Below are 24,810 nucleotides of genomic sequence, written 5' to 3' on the forward strand. Positions count from 1 at the left end.
CTAATACTCCTATTTTTGTTTGCATATCCATTCATTGTTAATCCAAAAACCTAAGAATCCTGTTTGTGCAGAAAAGATAGATTTTTCTACAGAAGACTCTTGTGCATTTGTAAAAAGAGAAAATAATAAATAAGTTATTAATAAAGTTATTTTTTTCATATTATATATTAATTAAGTGTTTCTAGATCATCTGAGAATGAGTTTAATAACTTATTGAATGTTTTAAAAGCAAGTTTATTAATGTTTTTTGTATATACAGGACCACTTGAAGAATTAGACATTATAATACCTTTAACCTGCTTGTTATATATTAGTTTTCTTGTATTAAGGTCGTATACATTTATCCTACTTATGGATTGTTTTTGAGCGCTGTTATCTGATGAAGGAATAAGAGAATAATCAGCAAAATCATTTTTATTAATACTAATGTCTAATAATATTAAATAATCAAAATCATTACCATTTTTTATATCATTCAAAATATTTTCATCTAAATCAAATGATAATTTATAAGGTATAAGTGCTGATGATTCTAAAAAAAAAGAAATACGATTTCCAAACTTAGGAGATAATATACTTTTAGAATCATTTATAACTTCTGTATAAATATTAGATGGAATGGCTACTTCACAAAGCAACCATTTTCCATCTTTTGTATTTAATTTCAGATTATTTGTATTACTGTCTATAATATATGAGGGTACAGATATTGAAGGAACTAAAGCACAAGAATTGAATATTGTTAATAACAATAACAAATTAATAAATTTATTTATCTTCATTAAAAATAAATTTATTACCATACCATTTATCAGACTTTTTAACCATTCCATAAGCATTAATTCCTAAAATATCAGGGCTATTGAAATCACCTGACCAATCAATATTTAAAGGATTTGGTCCAGATCCTGTTCCAAAACTATTCAAAGAAGTTTCAGTAAATTCTTTTATAACATCAGGACTAGTGTATTCAGTAAAATAAGGAACTAAAGAATTAAAATCTTTAGAATATAATTTAGAATCTAATTCATTTGAGATTTGCTCTAAATTTTTAGAATCTAATTTTGAATAATAAGATTTGAAATCATCTTCAGATTTGAAATATAATCTTCCATTTACAATACTACCATTTTGAGTATTAGAATTTATAGAAGTTTCTTCAATTAAAGAACTAGTGACATCTTCATCACAAGATGAAATAGAAGTAATAGATAAGGCTATTAACAAGGTAGTTAAAATTTTTTTCATTTTTAGTGTTTTAAAAAGTAATTATGACTAAAATAGATTTTATTAATTATAATATTTATAAAAAAAGTGTTAATTTTTTAACAGGAATTTAATAAATATTATAAAATAAAAGATTGATCAATTTTAAAAACCTACTAAACATAAACATTATTATATACCAATATTTTTTAGGTTAAAACACTGATATTGTGTAAGTGCCGTTTTGGATAAATGATTTTAGGTTTGAAAAACCTCTGAAAGGCGCATTCTGCCGTTGAAACGGCATATCCAAATCGGACAAAATATAAATCCCTCGTAATTTTAGTTTTCGAGGGATTTTTTAATTATTATTTCTTTTTAGGTGGAAATTTTTGCAACAATTTCGTTACACCTTTCTGAATATTTGCTGCACGAACTTCTGGCGAAGCTTTCAAGGGCATTTGAATTTTCAAGGTTCCTTCCCAAACCAATCTTCCTTCATCCTTCATCGAAATCGTATAATTTTGATTTAATTTTTGAGACATAATCGGAATTCCAACCGAAACTCCACCTCCAAAACCATAACCACCCGTTCCCATTCCAATTCCAACATTAGAATTTTGTTGCTTCGAAACATATTCTTCTGGCTTCACGTCTAACGTTAAATTTCCATCATTCGACTTCTGAAAACCTCTGTATAACATTCCTTTTTCAATCGAAGAATATAATCTAGCAGAATCTAAATCATTCAATCCTAAATTTCCTGTTTGTGTAAAAGAATATGTTCTATTTGTTTCAAAATCAAAATCTCGGTCATAATCTACCGCTATATTTTGCGTGCTACATGAAACAATTGTTAAAAATAACGCACTTAGTAAAAGTATTTTTTTCATTATTTGTATTTTTAAAATACGTATCTAAAACAAGTCCTGTTGAACTCGTTTCAACATCGCATTAGTTATTCAAAGAATTAATATAAATTTCCACCACTTTTCTCAACGAATCAAAACCTATTTCATCTAAATTAATTTCGTTAATAGAAACCCACTTTACTTCTGCTATTTCATCTTTTTCAAGCGTAATTTCTTCATCAGGAAAATCAGCAATAAATGCTAAATCACACGTTTTATATGGAACTTCTTTGTACTCATATGTATTGGGTTGAGATAAAAAATACTTGAAATTCTCTAATGGAATTTTAATTCCTAATTCTTCCTCAATCTCTCGTTGACATGTTCTTTCTGCCGATTCATTTGGGTCTGTAAAACCTCCAGCTAAATCTAACATTCCTTTCTTTGGCTCTCTATTTCGAACTGTAAAAAGAATTTTATCTTCTTTTTTTAGAATAACCGCCACAGCAGCTGCCACATTTTGATAATAAACCAAATCACAATTGTTACACGACATTTTTCTAAAATCAAAATGATCGATAGAATGTCCACAATTTGGACAAAATTTAAACGATTTTATCATCTTTTTAGGTTAATGATTATTATTTATTTCTTGGATGAAATTTAATAATCGCATCTCGAATAAATTCTTGATCAACATGCGTATAAATTTCAGTCGTCGTAATACTTTCGTGTCCCAACATTAACTGAATTGCACGAAGATCTGCTCCATTTTTCAATAAATGAGTCGCAAAAGAATGACGAAACGTATGCGGACTAATTGTTTTTTTAATTCCAGCAATTATCGATAATTCTTTTACGATTGTAAAAATCATCACACGTGTAAGGTTTTTACCTCGTCTATTTAAGAACAAAAAATCTTCGAAACCAGCTTGTATAGGAAGATGAATACGAATACTTTCTTTGTACAAGTTAATATATTTTATCGTATAATCGCTAATCGGAACAAGCCTTTGTTTGTTTCCTTTCCCAATGACACGAATAAAACCATCATCAAAAAAGAGATCAGAAATTTTGAGATTTATCAATTCTGAAACACGTAAACCGCAACCATAAAGCACTTCTATAATCGCACGATTGCGCTGTCCTTCTGGTTTTGATAAATCAATTACTTCAATCATTTTATCAATTTCTTTTTCAGAAAGTACATCAGGAAGTTTCATCCCAATTTTTGGAGTTTCGAGCAAAGAAGTTGGATTATCTTCTCTAAAATCTTCGAGTTGTAAGTACCCAAAAAAGCTTTTCAAGCCAGAAATAACACGCGCTTGCGAACGCACGCTATATTCACTCGATGCAAAATCGTGTACAAAATCCCTCAAATCATCTTGTGAATAATCTAAAGGTTGTTTATCAGAATAATTAATTAATTTTTGAATATCGCGTAGATAACCTTCAATTGTATTGGCAGAAACTCTTTTTTCTAATTTCAGATACATTTGATAGTCATACAAAGCATCTTTCCACAGCATTTACTTCGTTATTTTTTCAAGTTCAAAAATACGCTTTATCATTTCATCTTCGGGCATCCAAACTTGATAAAATGCTCGAGAACCATATAAAGTTCCAGCAATTGTGGCTTTCATGTAGTTATCAACAGTTGTTGAAAAGACAGGATTGAACTCATTTGAAGGAATTCCTAAAACACCTAAAAACTCATTTCTATACATTCCAGCACTGAAATATTTCAAATAAATTGCTTCGTTATGAAACATGAAAAAATCGTGAATTGAATAAATTTTCTTGAATAAAAAGTCATTAAAATAATTTGCATCTTGATTATAATACAACCAATTCGAAACCGAATTTGTATCTAATGCAACAAACTCATCAGGAATAATTCCACCACCACCGTACACTTTTTTACCTGAAGGCGCCGTAAACTCTAAGTCTTTATTAATTTTAATTGAATCTTTACTATATAATTCACCCGATTTTAAACGTTTGTATAAATCGTCGCTGTATTTTGCCGTTTTTTTATCAAAAGGTTTTTGAATAGATCGTCCAGAAGGTGTGTAATAGTTTGCAACCGTTAAACGAACTTTAGTATCATCGCCCAAATTAATTTCGCGCTGTACCAAACCTTTACCAAACGAACGACGACCAACGATAATTCCGCGTCCATAATCTTGTAACGCTCCCGCAACAATCTCACTCGAGGAAGCAGAATTTTCGTCCATTAAGACGTAAATTTTTCCTTGTTCGAAAAGACCTTTATTTGTAGCGTAAATATATTTTTTACGTTTTTGTTTGTCTTGTGTGTAAACAATTAATTCATTTTTTGTTAAAAATTCATCGGCTATTTCTTCGGCAATATGCATGATTCCACCTGGATTTCCACGTAAATCAAAAACCAAAGTTTTCATTCCTTGATCCAATAAATTTTGTAAACCTTCGTGAACTTCATTTGCAGAATTTTCAGAAAAACGAGTCAATTTAAGATAACCAATATCTTTCGTTAACATATGTTTTCCAGTAACCGTAGGAATTGGTACAATAGTACGATTTAGCGTAACAGAAATTGGTTTTTGATCGCGAATAACAGATAGTTTAACTTCCGATCCTTTCTTCCCCTTCAATAAACCTTCTATTGTTTTATTATCTTTTGCAACCAAAGATTGATTATCTGCAGCAATTAATTGATCTCCAAATTCTAGTTTGCCATAATTTTTCGTTCCAGGTAAAGTACGTTCAACAACAATGGTGTCATTCATTGTGCGAAATTGAATTCCAATTCCAACAAATTCACCTTTCAATTGCTCTTCTGCCTTTTGTACAGAAGCTTTGTCGATATATGTACTATGTGGATCTAGCTTGGCAACCATATAATGAATCGCATCATCAACCAAACTATCCGAATTAACATCGTTCACATATTCATTGTCAATCAAAGAAACTAATCGACGAATTTTTTGTTCGTTATCCGAATATTGCAAACCTACAACATCCTTGTTTTCATCGAACGCAAAGTCGTATTTTTTCCCAACCATAAAACCGATTAAGAAAATAATTATCACAACTAATACGATATTAATAACCTTGAAAAAACTTCTCATTGAAATGTTAACTGTATAATTCTTCTTCTGTAATTTGTCTAATTGTAATTCCTGATTTTTCTAAAAACTCTAACCCAGAAAGATCTTTGTATTGTTGAATGTAAACGATGCGCTTTATACCTGCTTGTAAAATAAGTTTGCTACAATCTGTACAAGGCGAAAGTGTAATATACAATGTCGCTCCTTCTGCAGATTGTGTAGAAGTTGCACATTTTAGAATTGCATTTGCTTCGGCGTGCAAAACATGCCATTTTGTATTCCCCTCTTCATCCTCGCATTTATTCTCAAAACCACTTGGCGTACCATTGTAACCATCAGAAATAATCATTCGATTTTTAACAATAATTGCACCAACTTTTTTGCGTTCGCAATAGGATAGATTTGCCCATTCAAAAGCCATTTTAAGATAAGCTTTATCGTAACGTAATTGTTTTTCTAAGTTCGTTTCCATTTCTAACTAAGCTTCTTCTTTGTTTTTTGTCCATAAAGGCGGAATAAAAAATGGTAATGGATTTCGGAAAAATGCTTTTAATGTATGTGAAATCATTGTAAAAATCTTATAAAAAGGAATATTATTAGATCGCATTGCCATTAATAATGATAAGATAAAACTAACTAAGAAGTTGCTCCAACCTACCATAAAAATTGCAATAAAACCAATAATCATTGGTCCAATATCAAAATGATAACCCATTCCTCCAATACCAATCGCGAAGTTTCCTGAAACGAAAGTAATGTGTCGAATATCGAAAGGTTGACCAGTAAAATCACCAATCAAAAAAGCACATCCCATCATAAAACCGAATGCAACATTACCTACAACTCCACCCATATTTTTCTCAAACCAATTCGAAATTCTTCTTCGTCTACGTTCTGAAAATGATTTCTTCAAAATGGGATGATTATAAATACGTTCTGGAATATTATGAAAACGTTGATTATTAATTGTTATTCCCGAAATTAATCCTGAAAGGAATAAGAAGACTCCAGCAATTGCTCCAAAGTAAAAAATATGCCAATCCATTATCACTACTTCTTCCCAATAATGATACGCTTTAGAATATTTTAAAACTTCTAATCCTAAGATTTCGTTGAGTAAATAAAATATTCCTAATGAAACCACAAAACCTGCAACAACATTTCCTAAAAAAGCAATCATTTGGCTTCTTACTAATTGTGCAAATAAAGTTGTAAAATCTTTCACATTCAGTTCAGAACCAGAAGTCGGCACAAGCGAACGAGCTAAACGAGCTGCTGTCATAGAAGGCTGTTTTGTAGCAAGCGTCATATGTGTCAAATAAATCGTACAAAAACCAACAGCGTAATTAATACTAAAGAAAAACGCTTTAAACAGTGGCGATGTATCATGTATATTTCCAATTCCGGTTTTAATAAAACACAAAAAAGAAACAATAAAACCACCTCCACAAGCTGTCCAAAACATTTTGTTGTACTCTTTGGCTGTTTGCGTGATATATTTTTCACCCGTCTTACCATTATGATAAGTCACTAAGAAAGTGATTAAATAAACCGTAGAACCTAACTGATTACTCATAAAATTCTTTGGTGCATAAAATTCAACCCATTTCTTTGTTGCAAGACTATAGAAAGAAATTATTCCGTGTAATCTTAGTTCATTATAACTGTTTAAAATTGTTTGTAAACGAACCAATTGTTGTTGCAAACGATTGATTTTTGATGCAACTTTCAATGAAATTCCTTTGTAATCTTTTTGCGTTAAAATATCATTTAACAAATGTTTACACTTAGAAATACTTTCTTTAATCTCTAACATATCAAATCCAGCTTGCGGATTTTCGATAATGTTGCTAATCTGCATCGAAAGTTTAGAGAATGGATTATCAAGATAATTAACCTCGTTACTGTAACGCATCATTTCTTTGTCCGAAAACCCACCAGTAATACGAACCGTCAAAATAGAAATTGCTTGTAAAAGCTGATTCTGAATATTGTTAACGTTTCCTTTAAAATTATCTGGTTCGATATCTTGATACAATACTTCGAAAAATTTTCGCCAACGATCTCTTGGAATAATTCGGATTGCTGATAAGTTTTTCGAATTATAAAAAATCTCATTTACCACAGAAGTTAATTCATTATTATCTTCGATATCTGGTAAAAGAGAATCCATTATTTTCTTTCGAAAAATGGATAATAAATTATCTTCCAGATGAATTCCACTATCTACTAAATAGCTAACAAAATTGATTTTCCCGAATGTATTTTGAAGTTCTTCGCGAAAAATTAATCGATATGTAGGGTTATTTTGAAGTTTAGAAATTAGATCATCTATAAAAGAAATTGAATCTGGATAATCTTTTCTTGCTTTCTCTAATAATCTTAGAAAAAAGCTCTTCTCGTATTTTTTATTTTGATCAAATATAGAGTCTAAAGCCATATTTTAATTTCTTCATTCAGAGTACAAAAGTAAAAAACTTATACTACCTAAGCAGTATAAATCAACAGAAATAAAAAAGTGATTCTTGATGAACCACTTTTTATATATTTAGAATTTAAAATTTTTCTTATCTATTGCTGGGTTGATTTTTATGTCATTAAATTTTATCACATATTCTCCTCCATCAACTGGTTTTCCTACCACTTTTGTGGCAAAAGATAATCCGTTATACGTCTTGAAATTAGAGTAATAAAGTGTTTCGTCTTTATTTTTTTCCATTACAATTTCGTACGAATTTTTATCAAAACAATATATTGTAGAATTTGTATTTTTTGTTAATTCTATTTTGTAACAGCTATTATTTTGATCGTATTTATCTACACCTAAGTATTTTACTTTAAATCCTTTTTGTTTATATTTCAAAATATCCGAATCAAAAGAGTCTGGTTTATAATCTTTTACAGCTACATTTTTCTTAGCAACTTCACTGTATGTCCATCCCATTCTACCATCATATCCTTCGTTCAAGATTTCTTTTCCATTCATCACAAACACTACTTTTTTGTTGTAAGGGCGTTGATGATAAACAATCATTGGATAAGAATCTCCAACATTTATAATGGCTTCTCCTTTTAGGATAATACTGTTCAAATTATTCCAAGCTGCTTCACCTCCTGTTTTTTGAATATGAGTTTCGATTATTTTCTCTGCATTTTGTGCAAATGTAGTCACAGAAAATAATGAAATCATAAGCGCGCTAAACGTCAATTTCGACATAAGAACTTTTTTAATTTTTAACAATCTGTCGAACAAGATATAAAAACTAATTTAAAGTTCTGTAAAGAAATATTGTCTTTTAGTCTTTTTTAACTTCTATATGAGCCCAATTTTCACCTCTTAAAATACGGTAAACCTGACCTTGAGAAATATTAAATTGTTTTGCTAGTGTAGAAATTTTTGTTTTTCTATTTGGATCAATTAATTTCTTTTTCAGACGAATAACTTGTGCTTCTGTCAACTTACTATTTGGAATACTGTCTAAACGAGAACGTCCTTTCATCATTCTAAATAAATCCTTGTTGTGCTCTTTCCATTCGTCCAATGTTGCCCATTTCAAATTATCCATTGCGTTGTTTAATTTGTTATGATCCAAATGCACTACATATTCTTTATTGTCTTTATTTGGTAAAAAAGTTTCGGCAACCATTTTATGTACATATTTAGCTGTACGTTTTCCGTCTGCTTTTGTTACCCAAATCGCACGATAACCATTGTTAATCGCTCCTTCTAAGATTTTGTATTTATCTTGTCCTGTGTATAATTTTTTTACAAGACCATCTTTTGAAACTAAAAAGGATCTTTTTTCAATTAATCCTTCTGCTTCGTATTCTTTCCATGAATCACTCATAATCACTATTTTACTTATTTACTCCATTTTACAACAACATTCATACCGAAATATTTTTTTAAGTATTAATTAACTTAATTATTTCATTTCCACGTCAAGTATAGCTGATTTTAGGGCAAATATAAATCATAAAAAGTTTAAAGATTATTTTTTAACAATAGTGGATAAGTACTTTTTTGCACGCTCTAAATCTTCTGGTGTATCAATTCCTACTCCTATCGATTCGGTTTCAATCACTTTAATCTTCATTCCGTATTCCAAATAACGTAATTGTTCTAATTTTTCTGCACGCTCATTTTGACGCATTTCAAGTGTTGAAAACTTCAACAAAGCTTCTTTTCTAAATGCATAAATCCCTAAATGACGAAAATAATTTGGTGTAAAATTGGTTTCACGAGCAAATGGAATTGCTGAACGCGAAAAATAAAGCGCAAAATCGTTGATATCAGTGACCACTTTCACAAAATTAGGATTGTTGATATCTTCTTCTTTTATAATGGATTCTTTTAAAGTCGCCACATCTACAGTTTTTCCCATTTCTCCATCAAAAGAGGATAAAATATCTGCCAACGCTTTTTCGTTCACAAATGGTTCATCACCTTGCACATTCAAGATAATATCACATTCTATATCTTGTATAGCTTCTGCAATTCTATCACTTCCTGTTTCGTGATCTTTGATACTCATGATTGCTTTTCCGTTGTGCGAAACAATTTCATCAAAAATTAAATCAGAATCTGTCACCACAAAAACATCGTCAAACAAATTAGTAGCGACAACATTTTCGTACGTCATTCTTATCACAGTTTTATCGCCCAATTGTTGCATCAATTTACCTGGAAAACGTGTTGCTGCATAACGAGCTGGAATTACGGCTATTTTTTTCACAATTTTTAATTTCAAATTTCTGTAAATTTAAAATAGATTCGGCTGAAATGCTTCTTTAATCAACAAAATAATTATAGTATCTTTGCTAAAATAAATTTTCTGTATGAAGATTGCTTTCAAAATTTTGTTATTTTTGATTTCATTAGGATTAATATATATCTTAATCAACGAGTTAAAAATTCAAGGATAAAGAAAAATTTATGTCAAAAACAACTCAACATTCGTTAGCGATTTTACTATCTCACGATATGCTTAGTTATATTACCAAAACAACCGACGGAGAAACGACTTCGTACTCGGATGTGTATGACTATTCGGTAGATTTTACAAATCTTAACAAAACGGAAATTGAGATTGAACATGAATTGCGTTCTAATTTGACTTTGCTACAAGAATATGATTATGTGCATATTTGTTTTTTGTCGACAACTGTAAATGTTGTTCCAAATCACTTTGCGCACAAACCTTTTGAGGAATTGTTATCACTTTCTAACTATAGTCCTGTAAAATTAGCGATCGATTGTCCTTTGGAAAATGTAGATGCATCAATTATCTACAATATTCATTATCCACTAAAAGATATTTTGCTTTCATTACCGAATTTGCAAAATGCGCGTTTGTATCATTCGGGCAAATTCTTGGTAGATTATGGAATGATTAATTCTAAAAACGATGAAATTTATATCAATTTAATGCATCAAAAATTAGAAGTTTGCGTGTTGAGCAATGGAGAATTTATTTTTTATAATCTATTTGAAACAAAAACGAAAGAAGACTTTTTGTTTTACATTTTGTATACATTAAATCAATTAAATATTAGTCCAAATACCGTTTCATTGTATGCTTTTGGCGATATCTTAAATTCGCCAGATTTTTACGAAACTTTACAAAAATATGTGCGTCATATTTCGTTTAACGAAGCAGACAAACAACTTGGGCAATATTTTACATTATATAAATTATTCGAATGCGAATCATTTCAGGAACATTAAAAGGAAAAAGAATCACAGCACCAACCAACTTGCCGGTGCGCCCAACAACAGACTTCGCGAAAGAAGCTTTATTTAATATCTTAAACAACGAATGGTATTTCGACGAAATTACCGTTTTAGATTTATTCTCTGGAATTGGAAGTATTTCATTAGAATTTGCTTCACGTGGAGCAAAAAAAGTAACTTCGGTTGATAATTTCTACGGTTGTGTAAAATTTTTGGACGAAACAGCGAAACAATTAAAATTAGATGATATTATTTCTACTGTAAAAAGTGATGTCATTAAATATTTGGACAAGCAACCAATCAAAAAGTTTGATATTATTTTTGCTGATCCTCCTTACGATTTGGATGTAGAAACTTACAAAAAAATCCCAAATTTGGTTATCGATAATCAATGGTTAGAAGAAGGTGGAAATTTTGTTTTAGAACATCCTTCAAGCATTTCTTTTGAAGAGCATCCAAACTTTGTACAGCACAAAAAATACGGAAACGTACACTTCTCTTTTTTCGAGTAAACATCCATTTTCTTAAAATATTTAACAAAATCGACTGATAGATGATATCTATCAGTCGATTTCTTTTTTTTATTTATACTAAGTCTAATTAAATTTGCACTATTAATTTTATTTAGAATAAATATATATAACATATGAAACGAAATAATCTTCTACTTGCGTCAATTACTCTGCTTAGTTTTTCTACGGCATTTGCTCAAGAAACAACGAAAGAGAAAAAAGATTCAATTAGCAATCTACAAGAAGTTGAAATTTTTGGAGATCGTAACAAGAATCAAAGAGGTTTAGAAACAATTACACGTTTTCCTGCAAATCCTCAAGATCAAGTTCAATCTATTTCAATTATTTCTGAAAAGTTAATTGAAGAACAAGGTGCACAAACAATCACGGATGCAACTCGTAATGTACCAGGTGTTACGTTATTTGGAAATTATGGGGGTATTCGCGAATCGATGTCTATTCGTGGATATAGAGGAGTTCCTGTCTTAAAAAATGGTGTTCGTATGGACTCTGATTTCCGTACAGGATCTGCTGTTATTGATATGGCTGGTGTAGAATCTATTCAAGTTATTCGTGGTTCTGCTGCGGTTACACAAGGAATTGGAAATGGATTAGGTTCTGCTGGTGGTGTAATTAACGTTACAACAAAAACGCCACGTTATATTAACCAAGGACATATTTCTGCACAATATGGAAGCTGGAATACTTTCCGTTCTACATATGATATTCAACGAACAGTTACAGAAGATAAAAATTTAGCTTTCCGTTTAACAGGTTCATATAACAATGGAGATAGTTATAGAGATGTTATTAACAGTAATTCTTTCTATGTAAATCCATCTATGGCTTGGAAAATTGATGATAAAACTGAATTTGTTGCTGAGTTTGATTATTACAAAGGAGATAAAACGCCAGATCGTGGAACTATCAATTTAGGAGATAATTTTACTGAAGCTTTATACGATATCGGTGATAAATTTATGGGATATGATATCGATAATACCGAAATCAAAAACTATTCTTACGCTGCTCGTATTACAAGACAGTTAACAAATAATATTAGTGCTAGAGTTGCTTACTTTAGTAACTTCTACAACAGTGACCAATTAGGAGCAACGTTAGCTTTACCAAAAGGAAGTACAGAATATAACATTCGTAATCGTGGATTAGGTCGTTCTTTTAGAGATGATAGAAACTCGACTTTACAAATTGACTTGATTGGTAAAGATATGAGATTTGGTGATTTCAAATGGAATTGGCAAGCTGGATATGATTATACAATCAACCGTTTAGAAACAAGAACTGCAGATGGTATCGGAACTATTGATCAAATTGATGTTTTCAAAGATATTAACCATTCGATCAACTTAACTCCTGAGCAAGAAGCTAAATTAGCTTGGAACAAAGACAAAACAAATCTATCAAGAGGTTATTCTTACGGATTTATGACACAACATCATTTCTCTTATAAAGATTTAATCACATTTGTTGGAGGTTTACGTTATAGCTATTTAATCGATAACCACGATGGTGTTGTAGATCCTGTTGTTGGTTTAGTTGTTTCTCCTTGGAGAAATGTAAATGCTTACATTACTTATGCAACAAACACAAGTTTACGCTCTGCTTTAAACATTATGACTGATGGAAGCAAAGCTGGACCTTCTGTTACAGATCAAGTAGAAGTTGGTGTTAAAACACAATGGTTCAACGACCGTTTACGTGCAAACGTAGTTTACTTCAACATGAACAACGATAACTTAACATTCGAAACATACGAAAATCAAACAGCAACTGGTTTATACGAAAAAGCTGGTAATTTGAGACGTAAAGGTATTGAGTTTGAAGTTGCTGGTCGTCCATTACCAAACTTACAAGTTATGTTAGGATATGCATACTTAGATGCTGGTTACCACGATTCTCCTCAATATGTAGAAGATTCAAGACCATCTAATGCGCCTTACAATACAGCAAATGCTTGGGTTCAATATAAATTTATTGAAAATAATTTCTTGAATGGTTTCACTGTTTCTGCTGGTGTTTACTACGTAGGTTCAAGACCATCTAACGAACAAAGTTTAGATCGTGATGCTCATGGTAATTTCTACGGAGGAAGCAAACCTTTCTTATTGCCAGATTATTATACATTAAATGCGCAAGTTGGATATTCTATGAAAAGATTTGACTTCCGTTTATTCTTTAATAACATTACAGATCAGTTAGGATACAATTCTTACTTCCGTGGAGGTTACATCAACCAAATCGATCCATTTAATATGGCTGCACAAGTAAATTTCAAATTCTAATTTTCTCAGAGTTAAACATATTTTTAGCATTTATTTAATAGGAAAACGACAGTTTTATAAACTGTCGTTTTTATTTTGGATAGAATTGACTAACTTCCGTCAAAATTTTTCTTAAAAACATGAAAACAAAAATTACTGCTTTATTTATATTCTTTTGTTCAATTTTTACATTTGCGCAAACAGAAAATACGATAAAATCTATTCCAGAATTTTCTTTCGTTAAAATGCAATCCGAAGGAATTTTCAGTTCAAAAGACATCAAAAAAGGAAAACAAACGTTGATCGTTTTATATTCGCCAACATGTATTCACTGTCAATTAGCCTTGAATCATTTCAGCAATAATTACGAAGAACATTTAAAAAATACTCAAATTATTTTAGTTTCTGAATACGAAGCGAAAGATGCTATCCCTTTCCTAAAAGAACACGCACCTAATTTTGTAAATAATAAAAATGTAGAATTATTATATGATTCTAATTACGAATTTGGTCCAATATTTCAACCAACTTCTATTCCTACATTTTATTTATTTGACAAGGATCAAAATCTTGTTACCATCAAAAAAGGTTCTGTAGAAGCAAATCAAATTTTTAAATATTTGAAATAATTTAAAAATTAATCCATAAAAAAATTCCACTCAATTGAGTGGAATTTTTTGTTATATCTAATCGATGATTATTTACCTTGTTGTGCTTGAGCTTCGAATTGTTTTTGTAACTCTTTGATTTGCTCTTCAGATAAACCTTGTCCTCCTTGTGCACCTGGTTGTCCTTGTGGAGCTGGTTGACCTTCTTTAAAGTCTACTAACTCTACTTCGAACTCTAATGCTTGGTTTGGTCCAATTTGTCCTCCAGGAGCTCCCATTTCACCGTAACCTAAGTTAGCAGGAATATAGAATTTGTATTTAGATCCTTTAGACATTAATTGTAAACCTTCTGACCATCCTGGAATAACTTGGTTCAAAGGAAATTCTACACCTCCTTTAGCTTCAGGGTTTTTATCTGTACTGTCAAAAGTTTTACCAGTAGCTAAAATTTTACCAGTATATTTTACTTTAACAATACTATTAATGTTTGGTTTAGCACCTGTTCCTTCTTTTTCTACAACATAAACTAATCCAGAAGCAGTTGTTTTAGCACCAGAAGTTTTTTTCTTCTCGTCTACTAATTTTTTAGACTCGTCTGCATTTTTCTTAACCAAGTTTTGTTGGTGATTTTTTGCATACGTATCTAAAATTCCCATTCCCGCTTCTTGTGTAATCAACAATTTTTTGTGACGTACAACATCCATAATCCCTTGAACAATAATATCCTTGTCCATTTGATCTAATTGTTGTTGGTTAATAACCGTCTCAATTTGCTGACCAACTTGTTGACCAATCGCGTAAGATTCTCTACCTTCTTTACCTGCTTTTAAGTAATCGCGGATCCCTTTTTCTAATTGATCGTAGTTGATACTATCAGTTTCAACTAAACGTCCTCCAAGACCTTTGATTTGCTCACCAAGACCAGTTCCGAAAGCATAAGAAGCTTTTTGATCTTCGCTTTCTAATTTGTCTACAGATTTTCCTTTGTTACAAGACACTAACGACGCAACAACAAAAATCCCTAAAAGAACTTTTTTCATTATTTATAAAAATTTATTGCAAGTTTAATAAGAAACTTTCATTAATCATACAAATCTAAACCAAATTCTTCTTTTAATTTTAACAAAATCGGGTTTTTATCTGATAATTTCTCAAATTTCTCTTTGTTTGATAAGATATGATTCGTTGCTTCCTTCTCAGAAAACTTAATTTGAATACTAAAATAGTGATTCTTAAGGAATGCTCTCAAACTATTTCTGATTCGATCACGGTATTCCTCAAACTCTTGTTCTGATGAATGGGAAGTAAACTCGAAAATAATTTCATCACCTTCCAAACCAAGCTCTGTTGTCATCAAAGCATTATAGGACGGAATATTATGTTCGATTTTTAATCGATCCAAAAATCTTTTCCAACCTTCTTTTACTTGACCCAATGTAAACTTTTCTCGAGGCAAATCATTTCGTAAAATCTCTTCCTGATGTTCTTCAACTTTTGCTCCAGGCAAAGCCATCTTAAGACTAAACGACGAATTACCATTTGTTCTGATCGGTTTTGAAGCACGTGTATATTCTTTGACTTCTTCCGAAATCGAAGTTTTAGCATGTTGCGTATTTACCTGCTGTGAAGTTTGTCCATTTTGTGGAATAGAATTATTTTGCTGAACTTGAGGAACTTCAATTTTAGAAGTTTGTTGTTCAGAAAAATAAAACGTTGGCGGAACTATCCTATACTTTTTTTTTTAAGCCCGTTTTCTTCTGCCGTTAAAGAAGCCAATTGCATCAATGCAATTTCAACGGTTAAACGTGGATTCTTACTCGATTTGTAGTTTAAATCTGCTTCATTACAAATTTCGATTGCTCCAAATAAAAACGTTGCAGAACATTTTTGTGCATGTTCCAAATATTTTGCTTTTATACGCTCACCAACTTCCAACAAACTTACTGTATTAGCTGTTTTCGCCATCAATAAATCTCGGAAATGAGCGCCCAAACCACAAATAAATAAATGAGCATCAAAACCTTTGTTCAAAATATCATTTAGTTGCAACATCGCTTGCGGAATATCATTTTCCAAACACGCATCTGTCATCTTGAAATAGTAATCGTAATCTAATACATTCAAGTTTTCTGCTACTGAAGAATAGGTCAAATTTTTATTGGTAAAAGTTGACATTCTATCAAAGATTGACAATGAATCGCGTAACGCACCATCTGCTTTTTGAGCAATCAAATGTAATGCATCATCTTCAAAAGTTACCTGTTCTTTTTCAGCAACATTTTTCAAATGTCCTTTGATATCTTCAACTCCAATTCGTTTGAAATCATAAATCTGACAACGAGAAAGAATCGTAGGAATAATTTTATGTTTTTCTGTAGTTGCCAAAATAAAAATAGCATGCGCTGGTGGCTCTTCTAACGTTTTCAGAAACGCATTAAAAGCAGCTGTTGACAACATATGAACCTCATCAATGATGTAGACACGATATTTCCCTATTTGAGGAACAATACGCACTTGATCGATTAAATTTCTGATATCGTCAACCGAATTATTAGATGCCGCATCCAACTCAAAAATATTGAAAGCAAAATCTTGATCGCCTTCTACTCCATTTTCTTCGTTGATTTTACGTGCTAAAATTCGAGCACATGTTGTTTTTCCAACACCTCTTGGTCCACAAAATAAAAGAGCTTGCGGCAATTGATTTGACTTTATCGCTTGCTCCAAAGTATTTGTAATAGACGCTTGTCCAACTACATCTTCAAAATTTAGCGGGCGATATTTTCTGGCTGAAACAACAAAATTTTCCATACAAATGCAAATATAATAGTTTTAAGTTTCTAATAAAAATTCTTTCAAAGCTCATCAATTAATTCTATTTTTATTTATAAATTACACAAGTCAAAAAAGTAAAATTTCTAACAATTCATTTGATTATTAAACTAATTTTTATCTTATGCAAGATTCAGAAAACCAAGATTCAATACCTATTATCAGCATAAAAAGTTTTCGAAAAGGACAACTAGCTGGTCGCGATGAATTGCTGTTTAATGAATTGCATGGCGAACGACATATAGATAAACCACACAAGCACGATTTTTTTGTAATTATTCTTTTTGACAAAGCTTCTGGAACGCATAATATTGATTCGAAAGATTATCCAATCGATAACAAAGAAATTCATATTTTGTTTCCTGGACAGATGCATAAATGGCAAATAAACGATGGAACAATTGGTTATCAATTGATGACAGAACGCTCATTTTTCGAGCAATTTGCACCATATTTTCGCTTTTCATTTACCAATTATCAAAATCATCCAGTTATAAAATTATCGGACGAAGCTTTTTCTAAATTGATGTATGAATTCAATGCCATAAAAGAAGAATTAAAGTCTGAGAATTCTTTGGTTCATTTGATTAATGCTCGTGCAGCGGTTATTGCGGCAATTGTGAGTAAAGAAGCAGAACAAATTTTTACAGAATTTAAAGTTTATCAATCCAATCCAAGATTAGCGAAATTTAATATGTTAATTGATGAATTTTACAAGGAAGAAAAATCGGTTGTTTTTTATGCAGAGAAATTACATATTTCGGCTAATTACCTGAATATCTTATGCAAAAAACATCTGAAAGTTTCTGCTACACAACTTATTCAACAACGAATTATTATCGAAGCAAAACGACTTTTAAAATCAGGAGATTTATCCATCAAAGAAATAGCTTTCGAGTTAGGTTTTACTGACCACGCCTATTTTTCGAACTTTTTTAAAGCGCAAACCGATCTTACTCCATCAGAATTTAGAAACCCTTAATGACATATAAATCTTACAAGTTTTAGAAGTTATTATACTAACCATTTGTTTTGATTCATTGTAATTTAGCTACAATAAATTTAAACACAATGAATAATAACATATCTCGTAAAGATTTTCTTAAAAATTCAGCTTTAGGATTAGCAGGATTTTCTTTCTTACCAGGATTTTTACAAGCAGCACCAGATTTTGAAATAGATAAAACGAATGTGACAAAATCAGGAAATTTCACTTTGAAAAACGTTCGTTTAGAAACAGGTTTTGAATATGAACATGATGAAATCATTGGCACAAAAACAGATCTTTTTACTATTGAAATTTCGAATGGAAAAATCAAAAAAATTAGTCCAAATCAACCGAATGCAAAAGCAATCGATGCGAAAGGTTTGTTGATGTTACCGTCTTTCAAAGATATGCACATTCACTTAGACAAAACCTTGTACGCCGATAGATGGCGCGCAGTTCGTCGTTCTGGAGGAATCAAAGGTATGATTGAATTAGAGCAAAAAGTTTTGCCAGAAATGTTGAAAAAATCGACATACAAAGCCGAAAAATTGATTGAATTATTACAATCGTACGGAACTGGTTTCGCGCGTAGTCATGTGAACATAGAACCAACTTCTAAATTAGATTCATTGAAGAATTTAGAAATTGCTTTGGCGAACAAAAAAGATTCGTTTGGAGCTGAATTGGTTGCTTTTCCTCAGCACGGTTTATTCTACACTGATTCGATGCCGTATATGAAAGAAGCTGCTAAAATGAACATCGATTTTATTGGAGGTTTAGATCCAACAAACGTGGACGGATCAATCGAAAAAACAATGGATGCAACAATTCAATTAGCGGTAGATCATAACAAAGGAATCGATATTCACTTGCACGAATCAGGGAAATCTGGTCATGATACAATTAATTATTTAATTAAAAAAGTAAACGAAAATCCTCAATTAAGAGGAAAAACATTCGTCAGTCATTCTTTTGCTTTAGCAACTTTAGACAAATCAAAACAAGAAGCCATTGCTGAACAATTGGGCGCAGCGAAAATTGGAATTGTATCTACTATTCCTTTTGGTAGTTTAGTTATGCCAATTCCAACTTTATTAAAACATAATGTAACCGTACTAACAGGAAACGATAGCATTGTGGATTATTGGAACACATTTGGAACAGGAAGTGTTTTACAGAAAGCAAATCTTGCAGCACAATTATACGGACAAAGTTCTGAATTTGGATTATCAAGAATGTTGAAATTAGCTACAGCAGGACCAATTCCTTTAAATGATAAAGGCGTACAACAATGGCCAAAAATTGGTGATGAGGCGAATATTATCTTGATTGATGCGAGTTGTTCTGCAGAAGCGGTTTCGAGAATGTCGCCAGTTCGTTCATTAATTGTAAAAGGAAATATTGTCTATTAAATTCAAAACTTCGTCATTTCAACTCATTCAAACTATAAATCATTATGAAATCAGTTTTAATTTTAATGTTTATGATGACAACGGTTACAGCATGTCATTCAACTCCAACAGAAGATTCTAATACAGAAATTATGAATGAAAAAGATATTATAAAAGCAGTCAAAAACAACGATATTCAAGCAGTTACAAAAGCGTTAGAAAATGGCGCAGATGTTAATTCGACTGATAATAGTAAACGTTCATTATTATTAATTGCAACTAATAATTCGAATATCGAAATCGCAAAATTATTGGTAAAAAATGGTGCTGATGTGAATCAGCAAGCCGATAATCAAGACAGTGCTTTTTTGTATGCAGGCGCAAGCGGACAAACAGAATTGGTTCAATTATTTTTAGATCATGGTGCTCGTTTTGATATATTTAATCGCTACAATGGTTCTGCATTGATACCTGCTTGTGAGCGCGGACATGTAGAAACGGTACGATTATTAGCCAATACCAAAAATTATCCTGTAGATCATGTGAATCGTTTGGGTTGGACAGGACTAATGGAAGCCATTGTTTTGGGTGACGGAAGCAAAAAATATCAACAAATTGTTCAGATATTAAAAGATGCAGGTGCAAAAATGGATATTCCAGATTCTGATGGAGTAACGCCTTTGCAACATGCGCAACAAAGAGGTTATAAAGAAATTGTAGCCATTATTAAATCATAAATCAGCATGCAAACAAATTATACAGCAATCACAAAAGGAAATTATACCTTAAAAAATGTACGATTAGAAACAGGTTTTATTGAAGATGAATCTGGTATTATCGGAACAAAAACCGATTTATTTTCTGTCGAAATAAAAGATAATAAAATTGCAAAAGTAAGTGCAAATAATCCGCAATTAACAGATGCAATTGACGCAAAAGGATTGTTAATGTTACCAGCTTTCAAGGATATGCACGTGCATTTAGACAAAACTTTGTACGGTTTACCTTGGCAGGCGCTTTCGCCAAAACGCCGAACTGTTGCGGATATGATTGCATATGAGCAAGAAATTATCCCAGAATTGTTAAAAACTTCGGTAGAGCGTGGCGAGCAATTAATCAATTTATTGCAACATTACGGAACTACTTTCGCTCGTACTCATTTCAATATTGATACAACTTCTGGGCTAAAGTCTTTAGAAAATCTAGAAAAAGCCTTAGAAAATAAGAAGGAAACATTCAGTGCCGAGTTGGTTGCTTTTCCTCAACATGGTTTATATTATACAGATTCTGCTCCGTTGATGAAAGAAGCTGCACAATTAAAAAGTGTTGCTTTTGTTGGGGGATTAGATCCTTTTAGCATTGATAAAAACATCGAAAAAGCAATCGATTTTACGGTTCAATTGGCTTTGGATAATAATAAAGGAATCGATATTCATTTACACGACACAGGAAAAGAAGGAATGCGTACAATTGAATATTTAGCTGAATTAACGATAAAAAATCCGCAATTAAAAGGAAAAACATATGTAAGTCATGCTTTTGCTTTAGCACATTTATCAAAAAGCGAAGAACAAGAAATTGCAGAAAAATTAGCCGAAGCAAAAGTTGGAATTGTTTCTTCTGTTCCTTTTCGCAATAAAGTCGCCATGCCAATTCCTAGTTTGGTAAAAAATGGTGTTGAAGTTTTAATCGGAAATGATAATGTACAAGATTACTGGAGCACGTTTGGAACTGGAAACATGTTGCAAAAAGCAAATTTGATCTCAGAATTATATGGGTTAGAAACTGAATATAATTTATCGAGAAATTTAGGTTTTGTAACAAAAAACATTACGCCATTAGACAATAAAGGAAATCAACAATGGCCAAAAACTGGTGATAATGCTGATATCGTTTTGATTGATGCAAGTTGCTCTGCCGAAGCAGTTGCGAGAATGTCGCCTGTTTTAGCTTTAGCGCACAAAGGAAATTTAGTTTGGAAGAATTAATCAAATAGAAACCATCATTATATTTTACTATATTAGTACATTGATTAATTTTTAAACACGATTAAGATGAAGTCTACTTTTATAGTTTTTATTTTACTACTATCAATAAATAGTTACGGACAACAAACTATTTCGAAAAGTGAGGTTATAGATGCTAAGATAGAATTGTATGAAAATAAGATAGATTCCAAGCTAAGAGAACTTGATTTGAAAGAAGATAATTTAGAATTAAGCAAACAAAATGTCGCTGATATTATCAATTTTCATAAAGAAGGAATGGAGGAATTTCATCGAACTTTAAACTATTTATTAGTTGTAATGGGAATTATTGTTTCGGTTGTAATTGCTGCTGCAGGTTATTATTTGGAGCGTTTTAACAAGAGAAAATCATTAGAACTCAAAAAAGATATTGATGCCTTGAAACAATCGATGGAAGAAAGTCTTGAAAAAATTAAGAAAGAATCTGAAATAGAATTAAATCTAATTCGTGCAGAAGCCAAGCGTCAAATGGATCATTTCAAAAATGATTAAGCAAAAAAAACGGACTAAATAATCAAATATTCAAAACTGAGTTAGATACAATATCTAACTCAGTTTTTTATTTTTTATAAATCATTTCTAATAATAATCAATAATAGATAGCAAATTGAGTTAAAATTGATTGCGATTTTAGTAAATTTAAATACTTTTCGTTAGATTCGTCTGTCAAAGATTTATTATTTTTGCCTCAATTATACTCAACCTTAAAATGGCTATAAAAAACACGCAGGAAGCACCAAAAACTCCTAAAAAACAAATCGTCAAAACAATTGTAGGTATACTGTTTTTAGTAATCGGTTTATTACTATTAGCTTCGTTTATTTCTTATTTTTTTAATGGTTTTATGGATCAGAGCCAAATCTCTGATTTATTAGATAAAAGTCAAACCGCTGAAAATATTTTCGGGAAGTTTGGCGCATTATTAGGTGAAACATTCATTTTGCAAGGAATCGGAATTGTTTCATTTTTTGTCCCAGTCTTCTTTATTCTCTTAGGAGTTAAAGTGGCTACAAATTGGAAAAAAATTAAGCCTTTCACAACGCTTTATCAAAGCATTTTCTTCATGATTTGGTTACCAATATTTTTTGGTTGTATTTTACCAACTCAACACATGCTTTCTGGCGTAATGGGATTTGAAATTAATGATTTCCTAAATAGCTTTATTGGTAAATGGGGTGTAATTTTATTGCTTTTCGTTAGTTTATTGATTTATTGTGTGATTCATTTCCGAATGACGTATCAATCTATCCAAGAAAAAATGGAAGAACGTGCGAAACAAAAGGAAATTGAGCGCATAGAAAAAGAGCAAGAAAAAATCAAGAGAGAACAGCTTGAATTAAGAAAACGTAAGGAAAAAGAAGAACAAGAAAAGATAAATAAATTCAATCAAGATGCTGAAAAACAACAAGAAGATAGTTTATCGCAAGAATTAGAATTGATAGAACAACAAGAGAAAGAAGCAATTCAATCTCATAAGGTAAATCCAAACGAAGCATTTCATCAAGAATTTAAAATTAATCAACCAAAAGAGGAAGAAACAATCGAAGAAACTCCACTTAATATTACAGAATTAGTGGTTGAAGATTTGGCAGATGATGAGGAAGAAAATAATCAAGTAGATTTTTTATCAATTAATGATGAAGAAAATTTCGAAACAGAAATTCAACCAACTCAAAATTCTTCTGAAAATGGATTAGAATTAAAAGTTCAACACGTTGATGAGGAAGAAGAATTTGAAGCGACTTCTGCTCGATTGGTACAAGAACAAGGTGAGTACAATCAACGTTTAGATTTACCAAATTATCAATTTCCTCCTATTTCATTGTTAAAAAAATATGACAACGGAAATACGTTAATTGATCAAAAAGAATTAGAAACGAACAAAAATAGAATTGTCGAAACCTTAGGAAACTATGGAATCGGAATCGATGAAATTTCAGCAACAATCGGTCCTACAGTTACATTGTACGAAATTGTACCAAAAGCTGGTGTTCGTATTTCTAAAATCAAAAATCTTGAGGACGATATTGCCTTAAGTTTGGCTGCGCTTGGTATTCGTATTATTGCGCCGATTCCTGGAAAAGGAACAATTGGTATTGAGGTTCCAAATTCTAATCCTTCGATGGTTTCCATGCATTCGGTAATTGCTTCGCAAAAGTTCCAAAATGCTGATATGGAATTACCAATTGCTTTCGGGAAAACAATTACGAACGAAACCTTTGTTGCCGATTTAGCAAAAATGCCTCACTTGTTGATGGCTGGTGCAACTGGACAAGGTAAATCGGTCGGTTTGAATGCAATTATCGCTTCGTTAATCTATAAAAAACATCCATCTGAATTAAAATTTGTGATGGTCGATCCGAAGAAAGTTGAGCTTACTTTATATTCTAAAATAGAGCGTCACTATTTAGCAAAATTACCAGATTCGGAAGAAGCAATTATCACAGATAATACAAAAGTAATTAACACATTAAATTCACTTTGTATTGAAATGGATGATCGTTACGAATTATTGAAAAATGCTTTCGTTCGAAACATCAAAGAATATAACGCGAAATTCAAACAACGTAAATTAAATCCAGAAGCAGGTCACAGATTCTTACCATATATTGTATTAATCGTGGATGAATTTGCTGATTTGATTATGACAGCTGGTAAAGAAGTTGAATTACCGATTGCTCGTTTGGCTCAATTAGCTCGTGCCGTTGGTATTCACTTGATTGTTGCAACTCAACGTCCGTCTGTAAATGTGATTACAGGAACAATTAAAGCCAATTTCCCTGGTCGTGTCGCTTTCCGTGTAACGTCAAAAATAGATTCGAGAACGATTTTAGATTCGCAAGGAGCCGATCAATTAATTGGTAAAGGTGATATGTTGTACACAACTGGAAACGAATTAGTACGTTTACAATGTGCATTTGTGGATACGCCAGAAGTGGATAAAATTACCGAATTTATTGGTGAACAACGTGGTTATTCAGACGCGATGCATTTACCAGAATATGTTGGTGAAGAAGGTGGATCTAATTTAGATATTGATTTATCTGATCGTGATGTACTTTTTGAAGATGCTGCACGATTAATTGTAATGAATCAACAAGGTTCCGCGTCTTTATTACAACGAAAATTAAAATTAGGATATAACCGTGCTGGACGATTAATTGATCAATTGGAAGCTGCTGGAATTGTTGGTCCTTTCGAAGGAAGTAAAGCAAGACAGGTATTGATACAAGATGACATGAGTTTGGAACAGTTGTTGAATAATTTGAACTAAAATTTATTAAAAA

The 24,810-nt window shown here is 31.5% G+C and carries 25 protein-coding genes; 10 read left to right on the plus strand and 15 right to left on the minus strand.

What is annotated here, in order from left to right:
* Positions 1 to 9 precede the first annotated feature (9 nt).
* The 12 genes from N5D46_RS07365 to kdsB form a co-directional block, all read right to left on the minus strand.
* Complete coding sequence (locus N5D46_RS07365; protein WP_280049610.1) at positions 10 to 159, minus strand: hypothetical protein; 150 nt, start codon at positions 157 to 159, stop codon at positions 10 to 12.
* A gap of 8 nt (positions 160 to 167) precedes the next feature.
* The gene (locus N5D46_RS07370) at positions 168 to 782 is read right to left on the minus strand and encodes a hypothetical protein (RefSeq protein WP_143080497.1); all 615 of its coding nucleotides are present in this window, start codon (positions 780 to 782) and stop codon (positions 168 to 170) included.
* Complete coding sequence (locus N5D46_RS07375; RefSeq protein WP_280049611.1) at positions 769 to 1,248, minus strand: hypothetical protein; 480 nt, start codon at positions 1,246 to 1,248, stop codon at positions 769 to 771. Before N5D46_RS07375 ends, N5D46_RS07370 begins: the two co-directional genes overlap by 14 nt.
* Before the next feature lie 326 nt (positions 1,249 to 1,574).
* Positions 1,575 to 2,099 (minus strand): DUF4136 domain-containing protein, encoded by a 525-nt coding sequence (locus N5D46_RS07380; RefSeq protein ID WP_280049612.1) that lies wholly within the window; start codon positions 2,097 to 2,099, stop codon positions 1,575 to 1,577.
* Positions 2,100 to 2,160: 61 nt separating this feature from the next.
* The gene (locus tag N5D46_RS07385) at positions 2,161 to 2,679 is read right to left on the minus strand and encodes an NUDIX domain-containing protein (RefSeq protein WP_280049614.1); all 519 of its coding nucleotides are present in this window, start codon (positions 2,677 to 2,679) and stop codon (positions 2,161 to 2,163) included.
* A gap of 19 nt (positions 2,680 to 2,698) precedes the next feature.
* Positions 2,699 to 3,586, minus strand: a complete 888-nt coding sequence (gene xerD, locus N5D46_RS07390; RefSeq protein WP_280049616.1) for a site-specific tyrosine recombinase XerD — start codon at positions 3,584 to 3,586, stop codon at positions 2,699 to 2,701.
* Complete coding sequence (locus N5D46_RS07395; protein WP_125349766.1) at positions 3,587 to 5,170, minus strand: S41 family peptidase; 1,584 nt, start codon at positions 5,168 to 5,170, stop codon at positions 3,587 to 3,589.
* Positions 5,171 to 5,177: 7 nt separating this feature from the next.
* The gene (locus tag N5D46_RS07400; RefSeq protein WP_125349767.1) at positions 5,178 to 5,621 is read right to left on the minus strand and encodes a dCMP deaminase family protein; all 444 of its coding nucleotides are present in this window, start codon (positions 5,619 to 5,621) and stop codon (positions 5,178 to 5,180) included.
* A gap of 6 nt (positions 5,622 to 5,627) precedes the next feature.
* Positions 5,628 to 7,589, minus strand: coding sequence for a site-specific recombinase Gcr (locus N5D46_RS07405; protein ID WP_280049617.1), 1,962 nt, complete (start codon positions 7,587 to 7,589; stop codon positions 5,628 to 5,630).
* Positions 7,590 to 7,697: 108 nt separating this feature from the next.
* A complete protein-coding gene (locus tag N5D46_RS07410) occupies positions 7,698 to 8,366 on the minus strand; it encodes an outer membrane lipoprotein-sorting protein (RefSeq protein WP_221627915.1) in 669 nt (222 codons plus the stop codon).
* Between the two features lie 79 nt (positions 8,367 to 8,445).
* Positions 8,446 to 8,997, minus strand: coding sequence for an HNH endonuclease (locus N5D46_RS07415; RefSeq protein WP_038332702.1), 552 nt, complete (start codon positions 8,995 to 8,997; stop codon positions 8,446 to 8,448).
* Positions 8,998 to 9,141: 144 nt separating this feature from the next.
* Positions 9,142 to 9,885, minus strand: coding sequence for a 3-deoxy-manno-octulosonate cytidylyltransferase (gene kdsB / locus N5D46_RS07420; RefSeq protein ID WP_280049618.1), 744 nt, complete (start codon positions 9,883 to 9,885; stop codon positions 9,142 to 9,144).
* Between the two features lie 200 nt (positions 9,886 to 10,085).
* Between kdsB and N5D46_RS07425 the strand changes: the two genes are divergently transcribed.
* From N5D46_RS07425 to N5D46_RS07440, 4 genes are all read left to right on the plus strand, one after another.
* Entirely contained in the window at positions 10,086 to 10,877 is a 792-nt protein-coding gene (locus N5D46_RS07425) for a DUF3822 family protein (protein ID WP_180905191.1), read from the plus strand.
* A complete protein-coding gene (locus N5D46_RS07430; protein ID WP_280049619.1) occupies positions 10,853 to 11,395 on the plus strand; it encodes an RsmD family RNA methyltransferase in 543 nt (180 codons plus the stop codon). Before N5D46_RS07425 ends, N5D46_RS07430 begins: the two co-directional genes overlap by 25 nt.
* Before the next feature lie 134 nt (positions 11,396 to 11,529).
* Positions 11,530 to 13,698, plus strand: coding sequence for a TonB-dependent receptor plug domain-containing protein (locus tag N5D46_RS07435; RefSeq protein WP_280049620.1), 2,169 nt, complete (start codon positions 11,530 to 11,532; stop codon positions 13,696 to 13,698).
* A 119-nt stretch (positions 13,699 to 13,817) separates the two neighbouring features.
* Positions 13,818 to 14,306, plus strand: a complete 489-nt coding sequence (locus N5D46_RS07440; protein ID WP_038332693.1) for a TlpA disulfide reductase family protein — start codon at positions 13,818 to 13,820, stop codon at positions 14,304 to 14,306.
* Between the two features lie 68 nt (positions 14,307 to 14,374).
* Here the strand turns inward: N5D46_RS07440 and N5D46_RS07445 are convergent, their stop codons facing one another.
* From N5D46_RS07445 to dnaX, 3 genes are all read right to left on the minus strand, one after another.
* On the minus strand, positions 14,375 to 15,325 hold the full coding sequence (locus tag N5D46_RS07445; RefSeq protein ID WP_125349774.1) for an FKBP-type peptidyl-prolyl cis-trans isomerase: 951 nt from the start codon (positions 15,323 to 15,325) through the stop codon (positions 14,375 to 14,377).
* Between the two features lie 41 nt (positions 15,326 to 15,366).
* Entirely contained in the window at positions 15,367 to 15,798 is a 432-nt protein-coding gene (locus N5D46_RS07450; protein WP_280049622.1) for a hypothetical protein, read from the minus strand.
* A gap of 209 nt (positions 15,799 to 16,007) precedes the next feature.
* Positions 16,008 to 17,096: a DNA polymerase III subunit gamma/tau gene (dnaX, locus tag N5D46_RS07455; RefSeq protein ID WP_115001827.1), complete on the minus strand. Its 1,089-nt coding sequence runs from the start codon at positions 17,094 to 17,096 to the stop codon at positions 16,008 to 16,010.
* 145 nt (positions 17,097 to 17,241) lie between these two features.
* On the opposite strand from dnaX, the gene N5D46_RS07460 reads away from it, so the two are divergent.
* From N5D46_RS07460 to N5D46_RS07485, 6 genes are all read left to right on the plus strand, one after another.
* Positions 17,242 to 18,099, plus strand: a complete 858-nt coding sequence (locus N5D46_RS07460; protein WP_280049623.1) for a helix-turn-helix transcriptional regulator — start codon at positions 17,242 to 17,244, stop codon at positions 18,097 to 18,099.
* A gap of 89 nt (positions 18,100 to 18,188) precedes the next feature.
* A complete protein-coding gene (locus tag N5D46_RS07465; RefSeq protein WP_280035462.1) occupies positions 18,189 to 19,517 on the plus strand; it encodes an amidohydrolase in 1,329 nt (442 codons plus the stop codon).
* A 44-nt stretch (positions 19,518 to 19,561) separates the two neighbouring features.
* Entirely contained in the window at positions 19,562 to 20,233 is a 672-nt protein-coding gene (locus N5D46_RS07470; RefSeq protein ID WP_280035464.1) for an ankyrin repeat domain-containing protein, read from the plus strand.
* 6 nt (positions 20,234 to 20,239) lie between these two features.
* Positions 20,240 to 21,484 (plus strand): amidohydrolase, encoded by a 1,245-nt coding sequence (locus N5D46_RS07475; protein WP_280049624.1) that lies wholly within the window; start codon positions 20,240 to 20,242, stop codon positions 21,482 to 21,484.
* Positions 21,485 to 21,550: 66 nt separating this feature from the next.
* On the plus strand, positions 21,551 to 22,015 hold the full coding sequence (locus tag N5D46_RS07480) for a hypothetical protein (RefSeq protein ID WP_280049625.1): 465 nt from the start codon (positions 21,551 to 21,553) through the stop codon (positions 22,013 to 22,015).
* Between the two features lie 217 nt (positions 22,016 to 22,232).
* The gene (locus N5D46_RS07485) at positions 22,233 to 24,797 is read left to right on the plus strand and encodes a DNA translocase FtsK (protein WP_280049626.1); all 2,565 of its coding nucleotides are present in this window, start codon (positions 22,233 to 22,235) and stop codon (positions 24,795 to 24,797) included.
* The last annotated feature ends 13 nt before the right edge of the window (positions 24,798 to 24,810 follow it).

The sequence above is a fragment of the Empedobacter sp. GD03865 genome, from assembly GCF_029840775.1.
GTDB classification, from domain to species: Bacteria; Bacteroidota; Bacteroidia; order Flavobacteriales; family Weeksellaceae; genus Empedobacter; species Empedobacter falsenii_B.

Excerpts from the sequence above, each read along its gene's own strand:
- N5D46_RS07365 (WP_280049610.1), bottom strand. The coding sequence starts at position 159 with ATGAAAAAAATAACTTTATTAATAACTTATTTATTATTTTCTCTTTTT.
- N5D46_RS07370 (WP_143080497.1), bottom strand. The coding sequence starts at position 782 with ATGAAGATAAATAAATTTATTAATTTGTTATTGTTATTAACAATATTC.
- N5D46_RS07375 (WP_280049611.1), bottom strand. The coding sequence starts at position 1,248 with ATGAAAAAAATTTTAACTACCTTGTTAATAGCCTTATCTATTACTTCT.
- N5D46_RS07380 (WP_280049612.1), bottom strand. The coding sequence starts at position 2,099 with ATGAAAAAAATACTTTTACTAAGTGCGTTATTTTTAACAATTGTTTCA.
- N5D46_RS07385 (WP_280049614.1), bottom strand. The coding sequence starts at position 2,679 with ATGATAAAATCGTTTAAATTTTGTCCAAATTGTGGACATTCTATCGAT.
- xerD (WP_280049616.1), bottom strand. The coding sequence starts at position 3,586 with ATGCTGTGGAAAGATGCTTTGTATGACTATCAAATGTATCTGAAATTA.
- N5D46_RS07395 (WP_125349766.1), bottom strand. The coding sequence starts at position 5,170 with ATGAGAAGTTTTTTCAAGGTTATTAATATCGTATTAGTTGTGATAATT.
- N5D46_RS07400 (WP_125349767.1), bottom strand. The coding sequence starts at position 5,621 with ATGGAAACGAACTTAGAAAAACAATTACGTTACGATAAAGCTTATCTT.
- N5D46_RS07405 (WP_280049617.1), bottom strand. The coding sequence starts at position 7,589 with ATGGCTTTAGACTCTATATTTGATCAAAATAAAAAATACGAGAAGAGC.
- N5D46_RS07410 (WP_221627915.1), bottom strand. The coding sequence starts at position 8,366 with ATGTCGAAATTGACGTTTAGCGCGCTTATGATTTCATTATTTTCTGTG.
- N5D46_RS07415 (WP_038332702.1), bottom strand. The coding sequence starts at position 8,997 with ATGAGTGATTCATGGAAAGAATACGAAGCAGAAGGATTAATTGAAAAA.
- N5D46_RS07425 (WP_180905191.1), top strand. The coding sequence starts at position 10,086 with ATGTCAAAAACAACTCAACATTCGTTAGCGATTTTACTATCTCACGAT.
- N5D46_RS07430 (WP_280049619.1), top strand. The coding sequence starts at position 10,853 with ATGCGAATCATTTCAGGAACATTAAAAGGAAAAAGAATCACAGCACCA.
- N5D46_RS07435 (WP_280049620.1), top strand. The coding sequence starts at position 11,530 with ATGAAACGAAATAATCTTCTACTTGCGTCAATTACTCTGCTTAGTTTT.
- N5D46_RS07440 (WP_038332693.1), top strand. The coding sequence starts at position 13,818 with ATGAAAACAAAAATTACTGCTTTATTTATATTCTTTTGTTCAATTTTT.
- N5D46_RS07445 (WP_125349774.1), bottom strand. The coding sequence starts at position 15,325 with ATGAAAAAAGTTCTTTTAGGGATTTTTGTTGTTGCGTCGTTAGTGTCT.
- N5D46_RS07450 (WP_280049622.1), bottom strand. The coding sequence starts at position 15,798 with ATGGCTTTGCCTGGAGCAAAAGTTGAAGAACATCAGGAAGAGATTTTA.
- dnaX (WP_115001827.1), bottom strand. The coding sequence starts at position 17,096 with ATGGAAAATTTTGTTGTTTCAGCCAGAAAATATCGCCCGCTAAATTTT.
- N5D46_RS07460 (WP_280049623.1), top strand. The coding sequence starts at position 17,242 with ATGCAAGATTCAGAAAACCAAGATTCAATACCTATTATCAGCATAAAA.
- N5D46_RS07465 (WP_280035462.1), top strand. The coding sequence starts at position 18,189 with ATGAATAATAACATATCTCGTAAAGATTTTCTTAAAAATTCAGCTTTA.
- N5D46_RS07470 (WP_280035464.1), top strand. The coding sequence starts at position 19,562 with ATGAAATCAGTTTTAATTTTAATGTTTATGATGACAACGGTTACAGCA.
- N5D46_RS07475 (WP_280049624.1), top strand. The coding sequence starts at position 20,240 with ATGCAAACAAATTATACAGCAATCACAAAAGGAAATTATACCTTAAAA.
- N5D46_RS07480 (WP_280049625.1), top strand. The coding sequence starts at position 21,551 with ATGAAGTCTACTTTTATAGTTTTTATTTTACTACTATCAATAAATAGT.
- N5D46_RS07485 (WP_280049626.1), top strand. The coding sequence starts at position 22,233 with ATGGCTATAAAAAACACGCAGGAAGCACCAAAAACTCCTAAAAAACAA.